Genomic DNA, 13,100 nt, shown 5'->3' on the forward strand with positions numbered 1-13,100 from the left:
CCGAGCCGCGAGGCTTAGCTTGGCTCGTTGATCCTGAAACCGTTACTAACCTGTGATGGATGTGGATGGCTGGCAAAGAGCGCGACTTCGGTACCGGCGAGAGCGTGGGATTGACGATCGGCTCGGCGCTGTTGTGGGGGGTGGCGCACATCGCCACGGGCCGGCAGCGCACCGGTTTCGCGCTCATGACCGTCTATCTGGTGCTCGTCGCGGTCATCGTCACGCTGGCGACGGCGTTCAGGGGGCAGCTGCTCTCGCTGGCCGTACGCCCCTCGTGGCTGATGGCGCTGACCATCGCCATCGCCGCGATCGCCGTCATCTGGTCCGTGGTGATCCTCTGGTCCTTCTGGCTCGTACGGCCGGCCGCCTCGGGCCGCAACCCGGCCGCCGCCACCGCGGGACTGCTCTGCCTGATGATCATCGCGCCGAGCGCGTGGGCCACTCGCCTGGCGTACGTCTCCCATGACGTGGTGAGCAGCGTCTTCTCCGCCACCACCTCGACGCCCGTGGTCTCCATGGACCCGTGGAGTGGCGCGACACGCCTCAACATCCTGCTGGTCGGCGCCGACGCGGCGGCGAACAGGATCGGCGTGCGGACCGACAGCATGACAGTTGCCAGCATCGACACCGTCACGGGGCGGACCACACTGTTCGGCCTGCCGCGCAACCTGGAGCAGGCCCCCATGCCCAAGGGCCCCGCCCGCGACCGCTTCCCCTACGGGTTCACCGGCGAGGGCCCGCGTACCCCCGGGCTGCTCAACGAGGTCTACCAGTACGCCGAGAACCACCCCGAGGTGGTGCCGGGCGTGCGGTCGGGCCATCGCGGTCCCACGCTGCTCAAGGAGACGATCAGCGGCATCCTCGGCATCCCCGTCGACTACTACGCCATGGTCGACATGGCAGGCTTCGCCGAGATCATCGACGCCATGGGCGGGGTGAAGGTCACCATCCGCGAGCCCATCACCTACGGCAGGCACAGCGAGGGCGTCCTGCCCGCGGGCACCCGCAGGCTGTCGGGCGAGGACGCGCTCTGGTACGGCCGCTCGCGCACCAACAGCGACGACTACGTCCGCATGGGCCGCCAGAAGTGCCTGCTCAACGCCGTCGCCCAGCAGGCCGACCCGGTGACGCTGCTCAACAGCTTCGAACGTCTCGCCGGCGCCACCAAGCGGGCGATCTCCACCGACTTCCCCCAGGACCTGCTACCCGCCCTGATGGATCTCGGGCAGAAGGTGAAGCGCACCCACATCAGGAGTGTGCAGTTCGTGCCGCCGCTGATCAGCACGGCTTATCCTGACTGGGATCTGATCAGGGAGACGGTCGCGGACGCGCTGAAGGACCGGCCGAAGGTCGCGAAACCGGCCTCCGCCACGCCCAGCTCCACCCCCAACGCGGGAGACGCGATCTCACTCGACGACGTCTGCGGCTAGCAGCAGGGTGACGAACCCGAGCACGCCCCGGTAGCCGTTCAGCCACAGGCCGCGGTGCTCCAGCGCCGCGGCCCTGGCCTGGTCGCCGTCGGGTCCCGGGTGGGCCAGCGCCCAGCGCAGCAGCGAGCCCGTCCACGACCACTCGTACTCGTCCCACTCGCCCGGCTCGCTGGTATGGGCGTGGATCGTGCGGAACCCGGAGGACTCGGCCCTCGCCACGGTCCGCGCCAGGTCCTCGTATTCGCCGACGTCGGCGCGCAGCTCGTCGCTCGGCTCCCTCTCGTAGAACCCCTCGCCGACGAGCGCGAGCCCGCCGGGCCTGAGGAACGACTTCATCTGCTCCAGCGTCGGCGTCAGCCCGCCGAAGGCGTGCGTGGAGCCCACACAGAGCACCAGGTCGTACGGCTCGGCGGCGCTGAAGTCGGTCGCGGACACCAGGTGCAGCCCGAGCCGCTCGGACACGCCCTTCTCGGTGGCGGCGGCCCGCGCGGCGTCGAGAGCGGGCTGGGAGATGTCGACGCCGTCGGCGGTGGCGCCGCCGTACAGCTCCAGCAGCCTGATCAGCCAGAAGCCGGCGCCACAGCCCAGGTCGAGAATGCGCGCGCCCTCAGGCGGCTTCACCCTGCGCAGCAGCCGGTCGAGGTGCTCTTCGCTGATCGGCGCGGCGATCGGGTGGTCGGCATGGGCGAGGTGGCTGATCAGCTGGCGGTCCATGGCCGATCACCATACGCGGACTTGACGAGCTCGAGCCAAGCGGTTTTCATGTACACATAGCCGACTTATTAAGTAGGAAATAGGGAGAAGCGATGAAGAGGCTTGCCGCCGCTGCCGCCGTCCTGGCTCTGACCACGCTCGCGGCGGCCTGCGGGTCCTCCCCGGGCACGCCCTCAGCCGAGAGCAGGCAGGTGCGCCTGGGCTACTTCCCCAACATCACGCACGCCACCGCGCTCTACGGCATCGAGAAGGGCCTGTACGCCAAGTCGCTGGGCGTCCCGCTGAAGACCAGCACCTTCAACGCGGGGCCCGCCGCCATCGAGGCGGTCTTCTCAGGCGCCGTCGACGCCACCTACATCGGCCCGAACCCGGCCATCAACGCCTGGGAGAAATCCAAGGGCAAGGCGATCAACATCGTCGCGGGCGCGGCCTCCGGCGGCGTCTTCCTCGTGGTCAAGCCCGGAATCGACTCCGTCGAGGACCTCAAGGGCAAGAAGATCGCCACCCCGCAGCTCGGCAACACCCAGGACGTGGCCCTGCGGCACTGGCTGCTGGAGAAGGGCATCAAGACCGACACCAAGGGCGGCGGCGAGGTCAGCATCGTCCCACAGGAGAACTCCCAGACCCTCCAGACCTTCGCCACCGGCGACATCGACGGCGCGTGGGTGCCCGAGCCGTTCGCCAGCCGCCTGGTGATCGAGAGCCAGGGCAAGATCCTTCAGGACGAGCGCGAGCTCTGGCCCGGCAAGGAGTTCGTGATCACCCACCTGATCGTCCGCCAGGAGTGGGCCAAGGCCAACCCCGACCTGCTCAAGAAGCTCGTCGAGGCGCACGTGCAGTCCACCCAGGAGATCAACGCTGATCCCGACGCCGCCGCGAAGGTCGTCAACGCCTCCGTCGAGAAGCTGACCGGCAAGCCGCTCAAGCCCGAGGTGCTGGCCGGCGCGTTCAAGAACATCACCTTCACCAACGACCCGATCGCCTCCTCGCTGACCGGCAGCGCGGACCACGCCGTGAAGGTCGGGCTGCTCAAGCCCGTCGACCTGAACGGCATCTACGACCTGAAGATCCTCAACGAGGTCCTTGCCGCCAAGGGCCAGCAGTCGATCAAGGACAAGTGACATGACCGTGCAGCTGGACCACCAGATCGCGGTACGACTCGAAGCGGTCTCCAAGCGCTACGGCGACCTGCTCGCGCTCGACAGGGTCGGGCTGAGCGTCGCCCCCGGCGAGTTCGTCTGCCTCCTCGGCGCCTCGGGGTGCGGCAAGAGCACGCTGCTCTCGCTCGTGGCGGGGCTCGACCGGCCGACGGCAGGACAGATCACCACCACCGGGCGCAGGGTCGCGATGATGTTCCAGGAACCCGCGCTGTTCCCCTGGCTCACCGTCTCGGCCAACGTGGAGATGGCCATGCGGGAGCTGCCCAGGCGCGAGCGCCGGGCCAGGGCCGAGCAGTTCCTGGAGATGGTCCACCTGGGCGGCTTCGGGAAGAAGCGCCCGCACGAGCTGTCGGGCGGCATGCGGCAGCGCGTCGCCCTGGCCAGGTCGCTGGCCCAGGACGCCGACGTGCTGCTCATGGACGAGCCGTTCGGCGCGCTCGACGCCATGACCCGCGACCTGCTGCACGACGAGCTGGAGCGGATCTGGCGGGAGCGGGAGCTCTCGGTCCTGTTCGTCACCCACAACGTCCGCGAGGCCGTCCGGCTCGGCGACCGCGTCGTCCTGCTGAGCAGCAGGCCGGGCAAGGTCGTCGAGGAGTTCCCTGTGCGGTTGGCGCGGCCCCGCCGTACGGACTCGGCCGAGGTGGCGACGCTGGCCGCCCGCATCACCGACCAGCTCAAACAGGAGGTCGCCCGCCACGCGGAGACCTCCCGCCCGCCGACCGCCCACCACGCGCAGACCTCCCTTCCGCCGGTCGCTCACCGCGCGGAGACCTCCGGGCAGACGGGAGTGCGTTCATGAGCACCGACACGCACGCGGCCCAGCTGGCCGGACTCGACGCCCTGGAGATCGTGGAGCGGCGGCGCCGTCACCTGCCCGCCCGCCTCTGGGCCAGGCTGTGGCCGATCACCCTCGCCGCCGGCATCGTGCTGGCCGTATGGCAGGGCGTGGTCTGGGCGGGATTCTGGGAGCCGTGGGTCTTCGCCGGGCCCACGGAGGTCTTCCCCGTCCTGTTCGAGCGGCTCGGCACCGCCGAGTTCTGGCAGGCCGTCGGCGTGACCATGCGCCGCGCGGTCACCGGCTTCGCCGCCGCCGTGCTCATCGGACTGGTCGTCGGCGCGCTCGTCTCCAGGGTCAAGGTGCTGCGGGCCGCGTTCGGCTCCCTCATCACCGGCCTGCAGACCATGCCGTCGATCGCCTGGTTCCCGTTGGCGATCCTGCTGTTCAAGCTGAGCGAGAGCGCCATCCTCTTCGTGGTCATCCTCGGCGCCGCGCCCTCCATCGCCAACGGCCTGATCACCGGCGTCGACTACACCCCGCCCCTGCTGCTGCGCGCCGGGCACGTGCTGGGCTTCCGCAGGATCCAGCTCTACCTGCACGTGATCCTGCCCGCGTCGCTGCCGTCGTTCCTCGCGGGGCTCAAGCAGGGCTGGGCCTTCGCCTGGCGGTCGCTGATGGCCGGGGAGATCGTGGTCATCATCGCCAACCAGCCCTCACTCGGCGAGCAGCTCCACTACGCCCGGGAGCTGGCCGACTCGGCGGGCCTGCTGGCCACGATGATCGTCGTTCTGGCGATCGGCATCGTCATCGACCTTCTCTTCGAGACCGGCGACAACGCCCTGCGCCGCCGCTGGGGCCTGCGGACAGGCTGATGCACCTGTCCGCGCGAACCCAGTACGCGCTGCGGGCGCTGACCGAGCTGGCCGCGGCGCCACCGGGGCCGGTGCCCGCCGATCGGATCGCCACGGCGCAGGGCATCCCCCGCAAGTTCCTCGACAACATCCTGCTCCAGCTGCGCAGGGCCGGGCTCATCCGCAGCCAGCGGGGACCTGACGGCGGCTACTGGCTGGCCAGACCCGCCGACGAGATCACGCTGGCTGACGTGATCCTGCTGATCGAGGGACGGCAGGACCACGGCGACTACCCGGGCGTGGCGCAACCGCTCGCCGAGGTATGGACCTCGCTACGCGAACACGAGGAACGCCTCCTCACCGAGATCACCTTCGCCCAGATCATCACCCCCCGCTCCCCCGTCCAGCCGCCCGTGCACAGAACCCCGGTGAAGGGCTCCGCACGGACGGACGGCTAACGCATCGCTCTCACGGGCGACAGGGCACTCGGAGGTGACCACCGGAGACGGCGGGCGGCTTACGGGGCGACAGGGCGCTCGGAGGCGAGACCGCCAGACGCGGCCCGCTCACGGGCGACAGGGCACTCGCACGGGCCCTTCGGAGGCGCGCCACCCGGTCCTCCCGAGGCGACCGCCACTCGGGGGCAGAGGGGCACCCTGATCCGGTGGGCTGGCTGAGTGAGTGGTTCGGCCGACGCCGGCGGATCCTTCGGTGCGGGTGGATCACCTCCCAAGCGGGCGGATCACCCTCCGAGCGGAGGGATCACCCTCGGAGCGGGTGGGCTGCTGCATCGGCAGGCGGCGCAGGTGCTCGTTCGGGCGATGGCGAGCCTCAGGCTGGTGTCCGGTTTGCCGGATTAAGGGTGGGTTCTTTCGAAGGTTTCGGCAAAATCCTTGGCCATCCGCCCAGCCGGACTCCTTCCGCTGTGCCATGCTCGACCGGAAACGGTTTTCATACTCAGATGGGATCGTCGACGTGAGAGTGGCGTTCGTTGGCAAGGGCGGCAGCGGCAAGACCACGGTGTCCGCGCTGTTCGCGAGGTACGTGGCGAGTCAGGGTGACCCGGTGGTCGCCGTCGACGCCGACATCAACCAGCACCTGGCGCTGGTGCTCGGCCTGGACCAGGCGCCGGAGCCACTCGGCGGCCATCTCACCGAGATCAAGGAACTGCTGCGCGGCTCCAACCCCCTGATCGGCAGCGCCGAGGCCATGGTCAAGACGACCCCGCCCGGACGCGGCTCGCGCATCCTCCGCTTCGACGACCTGCCGTACACGGTGGAGACACCCGAGGGGCCGCGCCTCATGGCCACCGGGCCCTTCAGCGAGGACGACCTGGGTGTGGCCTGCTACCACTCCAAGGTCGGCGCGGTGGAGCTGCTGCTCAACCATCTGGTCGACGGGCACGGCGAGTACGTGGTCGTGGACATGACCGCGGGCGCCGACTCCTTCGCCTCCGGCCTGTTCACCAGGTTCGACCTGACGTTCCTGGTCGCCGAGCCGACCAGGCAGGGGGTGAGCGTCTACCGGCAGTACCGCGAGTACGCCGCCGACTACGACGTGCCCATCGCGGTGGTCGGCAACAAGGTCCACGGGCCCGACGACGTGGAGTTCCTGCGCGAGCACGTCGGCGACGACCTGCTGACCTGGATGGAGCACTCCACCGCCGTGCGCGCCATGGAGCAGGGCCGTCCCTTCACCCTCGACGACCTGGAACCCGCCAACGCCGAGGCGCTGTCGGTGCTGGTCAAGACCGTCGACTCGGGCGAGAAGGACTGGGTCCGCTTCGGCCGCCAGGCGGTGGAGTTCCACCTGCGCAACGCCCGCGCGTGGGCCAACGAGCGCACCGGGCTCGACCTGTCCGCCCAGATCGACCCCGGCTTCGTGTACGGCCCCGCGTCACTCGACTGTCGCCCTTAAGCCATCTGGAGCACTCCCCACTCCCCACCTAGCGTCAAGTAGTTCCCCTTTGAGAGGAGACAGCATGTCGCTGACCGTTCCGAACGATCTACTCGAACAGGCCAAAGCAGGACCCGTCGACGACGCGGCCTTCGTCGCCTGCGTCCGCGACTCCCTGCCCTACGCCTGGTCGATGATCAGCGAGCTGGTCAAGCAGCGTGAGCACTCAGGAGCCGAGTTCACCGACAACCACACCCCGCCGCCCGACGAGGAGGCCCGCGGCCAGCTCCTTCGCTGCCTGGCGAGCGACTCGATGCGCGGCGCCCTCGAACGTCACTTCGGGGTACGGCTGGCCTTCCAGAACTGCCACAGGGTCGCGGTGTTCGACCCCTCGGCCACCGAGGCCCTGCGCGAGTTCGTCACGCCGAGGGCGCAGATACTCAACCAGAGTCCCGAGCTCGTCGACTGCTGAGCCTCGGTAGCACCTCGGCGCCCAGGCGCCTGATGTTCTCGAGGGTGCGGGCCATGTCTCCCGCGCCCTCGACCATCAGGATGAGGTGCTCGATCCCGGTGACCTCCCTGGTCCTCTCGATCGCCGCCACGCAGTGATCGGCGTCGCCGACGGGATGTACCTCCGTCAGGAACTCCACGTACTTCCCGACGTCCCGCGCCGGCCGCGCGTGCCCGTCCACCGGCACGTACCCCGCGAGCCCAGGCTCCAGCCACTTCGGCATCGCCTCTCTCAACTCCCGTACGGCCCGCGCGGTGCTGTCCCCCACGAACCCGACGGCCGCGGCCACGTGCGCGACGCCCTCGCCTGCACCCAGGCCGCCGCCTTCACCCAGGCCGTCGCCTTTGCCCGGGCCGCCGCCTTTGCCCGGGCCGTCGTCTGAGAGCGTCGAGTGGCGGGTCGCCTCGTAGGAGGCGATGGCGGCTGCCTTCTCCTCGTCGTCGATGTGCATGCCGAGCAGCATCGGCAGGCCGCGTTCGGCCGCCAGCCGGGTCGTCTCCTGCGACGTGCACGCCACCACCGGCGTCAGGCGCGCCGACGGCACCATCTCCACCTCCCGGAAGGCGAAGAACTCCCCCTCCGCCGAGACCCGGTCCCGGCCCAGCGCCGCGCACAGCACGTCCAGGGACTCGGCGAACCCCCGCTCGAACCTCGGCAGCCCGGTGCCGAACACCTCCAGATCCACCCACGGGCCGCCCCTGCCGACGCCCAAGGTGAACCGTCCGCCCGACAGGTGGTGCAGCATCGCCGCCTGCTCGGCCAGCGCCACCGGGTGCTGCGTGGACAGCACACTCACGGCCGTCCCGAGGTGGATGCGCGAGGTCCTCCCGAGCGCCATCGCGGCCATCGTGATCGCCGAGGGGCACACGCCGTAGGACATGAAGTGGTGCTCGGCGATCCACGCGTCGTCGAACCCCGCCTCCTCCGCCGCCACGACCGCCTCGACCGCGTCCCGCAGCACCTGACCTGGGCGCATGCCCGGAAACTGGGCAGCGATCAGAAATATCCCGATGCGCACCTTACCGATACTGACTGATTCTTGAAGGTCGGGACAGGGCATGGTTTGGAGGTATTACAAGTGACACATGAACACGAGAATCGGTGATCGCAGTATGCGGATCAACAGCAAGGGACAGGTCACCATCCCTGCGCCGCTCCGGGAGAAATACGATCTTCATGAAGGAGACGAGGTTGATGTAGTGGAGGTCGGCGACTCCTTGCAGATCATCCGAAGGGGAGGCGCCGAATCCCGCGGAAAGCGGCTCACGCGTCACATGCGAGGCAAAGCCACGAGGCGGATGAGCACCGATCAACTGATGGAGCTTCTCCGTGGCGAGTAGACCCCATCTCGCCTCAGTGTCACCCCGTCCAGTGACGCTGATAGATACCTGTGTCCTTCTTGACGTCCTCATGGAGGATCCGACCTGGGCAGACTGGTCCGACGACGCTATAGCCCAAGCCAAGACGGAGGGCAGCGTCATCATCAATCCGATCATCTATGCCGAAGTGTCGGTTGGCTTCGACCGTGTCGAGAATCTCGATGACGCGTTGCCACACACGGAGATCGAGCGCGTGGATCTTCCTTATGAGGCGGCTTTTCTCGCGGGGAAGGCCTATCTGACGTACAAGGAAAGGGGCGGCATCAAGAGTTCGCCTCTGCCCGACTTCTACATCGGCGCACATGCGGCCGTGGAGTCCTACCGACTTCTCACACGCGACGTCCAGCGCTTCAGGACCTACTTCCCCACCATCGAACTGGTCTGTCCCAACTAGCCGAAGAGGGAGATCTGGCCCTCGCCGACCGCCGCGTCTCGGTGGATCTTGAGGTGGCGCCACTGCGGGAGGTCATCCAGGTACGACCACGACAGCCGATGGTGCGCCGTGGGCCCATGCGTCGCCAAGGCGCCCTGGTGCACGGGCGACGGATACCCCGCGTTCTCGCCGAACCCGTACTCCTCGCACCCGATCGTCCCCATGTACGCGTCGCGTCGCTCCTTGGCCAGCACCGACGCCGCCGCCACCGAGATCGACGCCTGGTCTCCCTTGACCTCGAGCCGGACCGGCCACGGCGAGCCGATGTAGTCGTGGGACCCGTCCAGGATTACCACGTCGGGCCGCACCGGTAGCGCCTCGAGCGCCCGGTGAGCGGCGCGGCGCAACGCCTCGGTCATCCCCAGCGCGTCGATCTCGGTGTGCGACGCCTCGCCGTAGCCGATGCCGCGGGCCCACGACTCGAGAAGGGGCACCAGCGCGGCCCGGCGTCCGGCGGACAGCTGCTTGGAGTCGGTCAGGCCGGCCGGCGGCGGCGACAGGTCGGTCACGACCGCGCAGACCGTGACGGGGCCCGCCCATGCGCCGCGTCCGACCTCGTCGATGCCCGCGACGATCTTCCCGCGCGGTCCCGACAGCAGCGTCTCTATGGAGTACGTGGGTGCCACGGCACCGAAGGCTACCGGTGGGCCAGCCGTACGGGCTCCAGATCGGCGGCGAGATAGCGGGCGGCCACGTGGATGGCGCGCAGCGTCACCGACACCGAGGGACGGTGCACGCTGGAGCCCCGGGCGACGGCGTGCACGTCGCGTCCGACGGGAGAGCCGGGGAACTCGCGGACGGCGATGCCGCGCACCCCCGCCGCCAGCGCGAGCGCGGGCACCGCGGCGATGCCGATGCCCTTGGCCACGAGGGAGAGGATCGTTCCGAGGCCCTCGAACTCCCAGGGCGTCGGCCTGGCGCCGCCGACGTCGGCGAAGAGCCGGTCGACGGCCAGGCGGGACGGCTCGCCGTCGGGCGTGGCCATCCAGGGCTCGTCGCGCAGTTCGCGCAGGTCGATGGGCACATCGGCGGCGGCCAGGCGATGCTTGCGGGGCACGACGAGGACGAGGGGGTCGTGCAGGAGCGGGAAGACCCTGAGGGACTCGCTGTCGCGCGCCCTGCCGTACCAGTCGTCGACGAGGGCGATGTCGACCTCGCCGGACTGCACCTCGCGCATGCCCCTGCCGGACCGGGACTGCCCGAGCCGCAGCGTGAGCCCGGTGTGGCGGCGCAGGGAGCGCGCCAGCGCGGGCGCGAAGGCCACGGCGGCCGTGGGGAAGGCGGTCAGCACGATGCGCCCCGTGGGGGTGCCGGCCTGGGCGGACAGGTCGGACTCGGCCTCCTCCACCATCGTGAGGATGCGCTCGGCGTGGGCGACCAGCCGGCGGCCCGCGTCGGTCAGTTCGGCGCTGCGCGCGGTGCGATCGAGCAGCGCGGTGCCGGTCTCGCGCTCGAGCGCGGCCAGTTGCTGGGAAACCGCCGAGGGGCTGTAGCCCAGCGACTCGGCCGCCGCGGCGATGCTCCCCCTGCGGGCGAACTCGCAGATCAAGATGAGACGGCGAAGATCGAGCATCGGACTTCCTTATGCCTACCCACGAAAAGCCTCGCTTGTGCTGATGCCATCCATCCAATCACGCTGGGAACGTGACAAACATGACCGTGACACTGTCGGCCACCTTGGCTGTCAACGAAGACATCGAACGAAGACGGCGCGCCGGGGAACGCGTGCTGCACCTGGCCTTCGGTGAGGCAGGTCTGCCCGTCCACCCGGCGCTGCGCCACAAGCTCGTCGCCGCTTCCGACCGAAACGGCTACGGGCCGGTCGCGGGCGCCGCGGAGTTGCGCAAGGCGGCGGCGGGCTACTGGACTCGACGGGGGCTCATCACCGATCCCGAGCTGGTCGTGTGCGGGCCGGGCAGCAAGTCACTGCTGTACGGTCTGCTGCTGGCCATCGGCGGCGACATCGTGCTGACCAGGCCGAGCTGGGTCAGCTACGCCGCGCAGGCCGACCTGGTCGGCTCCAGGCCGATCATGGTTCCCGCGCCCCCCGGCGAGGGAGGGGCGCCAGACCCTGATCGCGTCGTCTCCGCCGTGCTGCACGCCCGCGCCCAGGGCAGAACCGTGCGCTCCGTGCTCGTGACCCTGCCCGACAACCCCACGGGACGGCTCGCCACGCCGCAGACAATCGGCCGCCTGGTCGAGGTCGCCCGCGAGCTCGACCTCACGATCATCTCCGACGAGATCTACCGCGACCTCGTCCACGACGCCGAGACGCCGTTCCTGTCGCCCGCGGACCTGGCTCCGGAGCGAACCGTGATCACCACGGGTCTGAGCAAGAGCCTCGCGCTCGGCGGCTGGCGCATCGGCGTGGCCAGGCTGCCGAACCAGGATCTGCTCGGCAAGATGCTCGCGATCGCCAGCGAGATCTGGTCGGCGCCCGCCGCGCCCGTCCAGGAGGCGGCCACCTACGCCTTCACCGAGCCGACCGAGCTGGTCGAGCGCATCGTGCAGAGCCGGCGCCTGCACGGCGTGGTCGCCAACGCCGTCCACGCGGCCTTCGTGGCGGCCGGCGCCAGCGTGCCTGTGCCGCAGGGTGGCTTCTACCTGTACCCGGATCTCGGCTACCTCCGGGCGGGAGGCTCCGTCGAGGTCACCAAGCTGCTGCTCGACGATCACGGCATCGCCGTCCTGCCCGGGCAGGCCTTCGGGGACGACCCCGCGGCGGCCAGGGTGCGGGTGGCGACCAGCCTGATGTACGGCGAGCGCACCGAGGAGCGGCTGGCCGCGCTGACCTCCTCCGACCCGCTCGCCCTGCCGTGGATAGCGGCGAATCTGGAGCACCTGTCGACGGGCCTGCAGGACCTCTCGGCCCAGCGGAGCGCGCCCAGGCGAGCGCGGCGCGCGGCGCTGCTTCCAACCCCGGTGCACGGCTAGGCATCGGTTTGGCAAACTTTGCCCCTCAGGCCGCTCGGAGGGCCCTACGATCAGCCCGTTGACCTGGGCAAACGGCATCATTGCAGAAAGCTGCAAAAGTTCGCTCGTGAGTCCTGGTATCTCGTAGGGCGCGCAAGCCCCATCATGTGCTCATGCCCGCTTTTGTCACCCTGTCCGGGCGCCTCGTGCGCCTGGAACCTCTCAGCCTCGCGGCGGTCGATGACCTCGTCGCCGCGGCGAGTGAAGACCGCTCCACGTATGCCTTCACTCGTGTTCCCGATGGGCGGGAAGAGATGGTCTCCTATGTGGAGGCCGCTTTGGCTGAGCAGGCGGAAGGCCGGACGATGCCTTTCGCCATCCGGTGGCTCCACACCGACCGCGTCGTCGGTGCCACCCGCCTCATGCACCTGGAGTACTGGCAGGGCCCCATGCCCTGGCCTCCGGGCACGCGTGGCGCGGTGGGCGAAGTCCCTTCCGTGGCCGACATCGGCTACACCTGGCTCTCCGCTTCGGCGCAGGGCACGGGTGTGAACAGGGAGAGCAAGTTCCTGATGCTCTCGCTGGCCTTCGACACCTGGGGCGTCCACCGCATCACCCTCAAAGCAGACGTTCGCAACACGCGATCCCGGACCGCGATCGAGGCTCTCGGCGCGCACCTTGACGGTGTGCGACGGGCAGACAGCCGAGGCGCCGACGACACGGTCCGAGATACCGCCTACTACTCGATCCTGAGCTCGGAATGGCCGATGGTTCGAGAACGGATGGCTCAGAGACTCGGTCTCGTCGAAGCCGCCTAAGCACGTTCCTACGAAAAATCCGGACACGAAGGCCCTGCCCGCTACCGTCGGGCAGGGCCTGGTGTTCTTTCTGGGCCTGAAAGGCACGACCGCCCCCGTTGAACTGGGTCATGCCCTTGTGAGATCCAGCATCCGATGGAGGGCTCAACGCCCGATCAACACGGAATCAACGCTTTGGTGAACGAAGTGACCTGCCTCTATGGCGACAACGGCC

Annotated in this window: 15 protein-coding genes; 11 read left to right on the plus strand and 4 right to left on the minus strand. The window is 69.2% G+C overall.

Annotated features, from left to right (window positions below):
* The first annotated feature begins 65 nt into the window (after nucleotides 1-65).
* On the plus strand, nucleotides 66-1,430 hold the full coding sequence (locus tag H4W81_RS34830) for an LCP family protein (protein ID WP_192778680.1): 1,365 nt from the start codon (nucleotides 66-68) through the stop codon (nucleotides 1,428-1,430).
* Here H4W81_RS34830 and H4W81_RS34835 read toward each other — a convergent pair.
* Nucleotides 1,407-2,144: an SAM-dependent methyltransferase gene (locus tag H4W81_RS34835; RefSeq protein ID WP_192778681.1), complete on the minus strand. Its 738-nt coding sequence runs from the start codon at nucleotides 2,142-2,144 to the stop codon at nucleotides 1,407-1,409. The two genes, H4W81_RS34830 and H4W81_RS34835, sit on opposite strands and share 24 nt — an antisense overlap.
* 92 nt (nucleotides 2,145-2,236) lie before the next feature.
* On the opposite strand from H4W81_RS34835, the gene H4W81_RS34840 reads away from it, so the two are divergent.
* The 6 genes from H4W81_RS34840 (at nucleotide 2,237) to H4W81_RS34865 (ending at nucleotide 7,304) form a co-directional block, all read left to right on the plus strand.
* Nucleotides 2,237-3,265: an ABC transporter substrate-binding protein gene (locus H4W81_RS34840; RefSeq protein ID WP_192778682.1), complete on the plus strand. Its 1,029-nt coding sequence runs from the start codon at nucleotides 2,237-2,239 to the stop codon at nucleotides 3,263-3,265.
* A gap of 1 nt (nucleotide 3,266) precedes the next feature.
* Complete coding sequence (locus H4W81_RS34845; RefSeq protein ID WP_192778683.1) at nucleotides 3,267-4,106, plus strand: ABC transporter ATP-binding protein; 840 nt, start codon at nucleotides 3,267-3,269, stop codon at nucleotides 4,104-4,106.
* On the plus strand, nucleotides 4,103-4,957 hold the full coding sequence (locus H4W81_RS34850) for an ABC transporter permease (RefSeq protein ID WP_192778684.1): 855 nt from the start codon (nucleotides 4,103-4,105) through the stop codon (nucleotides 4,955-4,957). The genes H4W81_RS34845 and H4W81_RS34850 overlap by 4 nt, the downstream gene beginning before the upstream one ends.
* Nucleotides 4,957-5,394, plus strand: a complete 438-nt coding sequence (locus H4W81_RS34855) for an RrF2 family transcriptional regulator (RefSeq protein WP_192778685.1) — start codon at nucleotides 4,957-4,959, stop codon at nucleotides 5,392-5,394. The genes H4W81_RS34850 and H4W81_RS34855 overlap by 1 nt, the downstream gene beginning before the upstream one ends.
* Before the next feature lie 517 nt (nucleotides 5,395-5,911).
* Nucleotides 5,912-6,853: an ATP-binding protein gene (locus H4W81_RS34860; RefSeq protein WP_192778686.1), complete on the plus strand. Its 942-nt coding sequence runs from the start codon at nucleotides 5,912-5,914 to the stop codon at nucleotides 6,851-6,853.
* Between the two features lie 64 nt (nucleotides 6,854-6,917).
* The gene (locus tag H4W81_RS34865) at nucleotides 6,918-7,304 is read left to right on the plus strand and encodes an SCO5389 family protein (RefSeq protein WP_192778687.1); all 387 of its coding nucleotides are present in this window, start codon (nucleotides 6,918-6,920) and stop codon (nucleotides 7,302-7,304) included.
* Here the strand turns inward: H4W81_RS34865 and H4W81_RS34870 are convergent.
* Nucleotides 7,273-8,361, minus strand: a complete 1,089-nt coding sequence (locus H4W81_RS34870) for an LLM class flavin-dependent oxidoreductase (RefSeq protein WP_192778688.1) — start codon at nucleotides 8,359-8,361, stop codon at nucleotides 7,273-7,275. The two genes, H4W81_RS34865 and H4W81_RS34870, sit on opposite strands and share 32 nt — an antisense overlap.
* 67 nt (nucleotides 8,362-8,428) lie before the next feature.
* Between H4W81_RS34870 and H4W81_RS34875 the strand changes: the two genes are divergently transcribed.
* Both H4W81_RS34875 and H4W81_RS34880 read left to right on the plus strand, forming a co-directional pair.
* Nucleotides 8,429-8,683, plus strand: coding sequence for an AbrB/MazE/SpoVT family DNA-binding domain-containing protein (locus H4W81_RS34875; RefSeq protein WP_225958941.1), 255 nt, complete (start codon nucleotides 8,429-8,431; stop codon nucleotides 8,681-8,683).
* Nucleotides 8,684-8,714: 31 nt separating this feature from the next.
* A complete protein-coding gene (locus H4W81_RS34880) occupies nucleotides 8,715-9,116 on the plus strand; it encodes a type II toxin-antitoxin system VapC family toxin (RefSeq protein ID WP_318782191.1) in 402 nt (133 codons plus the stop codon).
* On the opposite strand, the gene H4W81_RS34885 is transcribed toward H4W81_RS34880, so the two are convergent.
* Nucleotides 9,113-9,781 carry a ribonuclease HII gene (locus tag H4W81_RS34885; protein ID WP_192778689.1) on the minus strand — a complete coding sequence of 223 codons (669 nt, stop codon included), beginning with the start codon at nucleotides 9,779-9,781 and terminating at the stop codon, nucleotides 9,113-9,115. The two genes, H4W81_RS34880 and H4W81_RS34885, sit on opposite strands and share 4 nt — an antisense overlap.
* 11 nt (nucleotides 9,782-9,792) lie before the next feature.
* Nucleotides 9,793-10,728, minus strand: coding sequence for a LysR family transcriptional regulator (locus H4W81_RS34890; RefSeq protein WP_192778690.1), 936 nt, complete (start codon nucleotides 10,726-10,728; stop codon nucleotides 9,793-9,795).
* A gap of 80 nt (nucleotides 10,729-10,808) precedes the next feature.
* On the opposite strand from H4W81_RS34890, the gene H4W81_RS34895 reads away from it, so the two are divergent.
* On the plus strand, nucleotides 10,809-12,089 hold the full coding sequence (locus H4W81_RS34895; protein WP_192778691.1) for a pyridoxal phosphate-dependent aminotransferase: 1,281 nt from the start codon (nucleotides 10,809-10,811) through the stop codon (nucleotides 12,087-12,089).
* Nucleotides 12,090-12,241: 152 nt separating this feature from the next.
* Entirely contained in the window at nucleotides 12,242-12,886 is a 645-nt protein-coding gene (locus H4W81_RS34900; RefSeq protein WP_192778692.1) for a GNAT family N-acetyltransferase, read from the plus strand.
* Nucleotides 12,887-13,100: the final 214 nt, after the last annotated feature.

The organism is Nonomuraea africana (assembly GCF_014873535.1).
Classification (GTDB): domain Bacteria; phylum Actinomycetota; class Actinomycetes; order Streptosporangiales; family Streptosporangiaceae; genus Nonomuraea; species Nonomuraea africana.

Coding starts and splice junctions, on each gene's coding strand:
- H4W81_RS34830 (WP_192778680.1), top strand. CDS start 66: ATGGCTGGCAAAGAGCGCGACTTCGGTACCGGCGAGAGCGTGGGATTG.
- H4W81_RS34835 (WP_192778681.1), bottom strand. CDS start 2,144: ATGGACCGCCAGCTGATCAGCCACCTCGCCCATGCCGACCACCCGATC.
- H4W81_RS34840 (WP_192778682.1), top strand. CDS start 2,237: ATGAAGAGGCTTGCCGCCGCTGCCGCCGTCCTGGCTCTGACCACGCTC.
- H4W81_RS34845 (WP_192778683.1), top strand. CDS start 3,267: ATGACCGTGCAGCTGGACCACCAGATCGCGGTACGACTCGAAGCGGTC.
- H4W81_RS34850 (WP_192778684.1), top strand. CDS start 4,103: ATGAGCACCGACACGCACGCGGCCCAGCTGGCCGGACTCGACGCCCTG.
- H4W81_RS34855 (WP_192778685.1), top strand. CDS start 4,957: ATGCACCTGTCCGCGCGAACCCAGTACGCGCTGCGGGCGCTGACCGAG.
- H4W81_RS34865 (WP_192778687.1), top strand. CDS start 6,918: ATGTCGCTGACCGTTCCGAACGATCTACTCGAACAGGCCAAAGCAGGA.
- H4W81_RS34875 (WP_225958941.1), top strand. CDS start 8,429: ATGAACACGAGAATCGGTGATCGCAGTATGCGGATCAACAGCAAGGGA.
- H4W81_RS34890 (WP_192778690.1), bottom strand. CDS start 10,728: ATGCTCGATCTTCGCCGTCTCATCTTGATCTGCGAGTTCGCCCGCAGG.
- H4W81_RS34895 (WP_192778691.1), top strand. CDS start 10,809: ATGACCGTGACACTGTCGGCCACCTTGGCTGTCAACGAAGACATCGAA.
- H4W81_RS34900 (WP_192778692.1), top strand. CDS start 12,242: ATGCCCGCTTTTGTCACCCTGTCCGGGCGCCTCGTGCGCCTGGAACCT.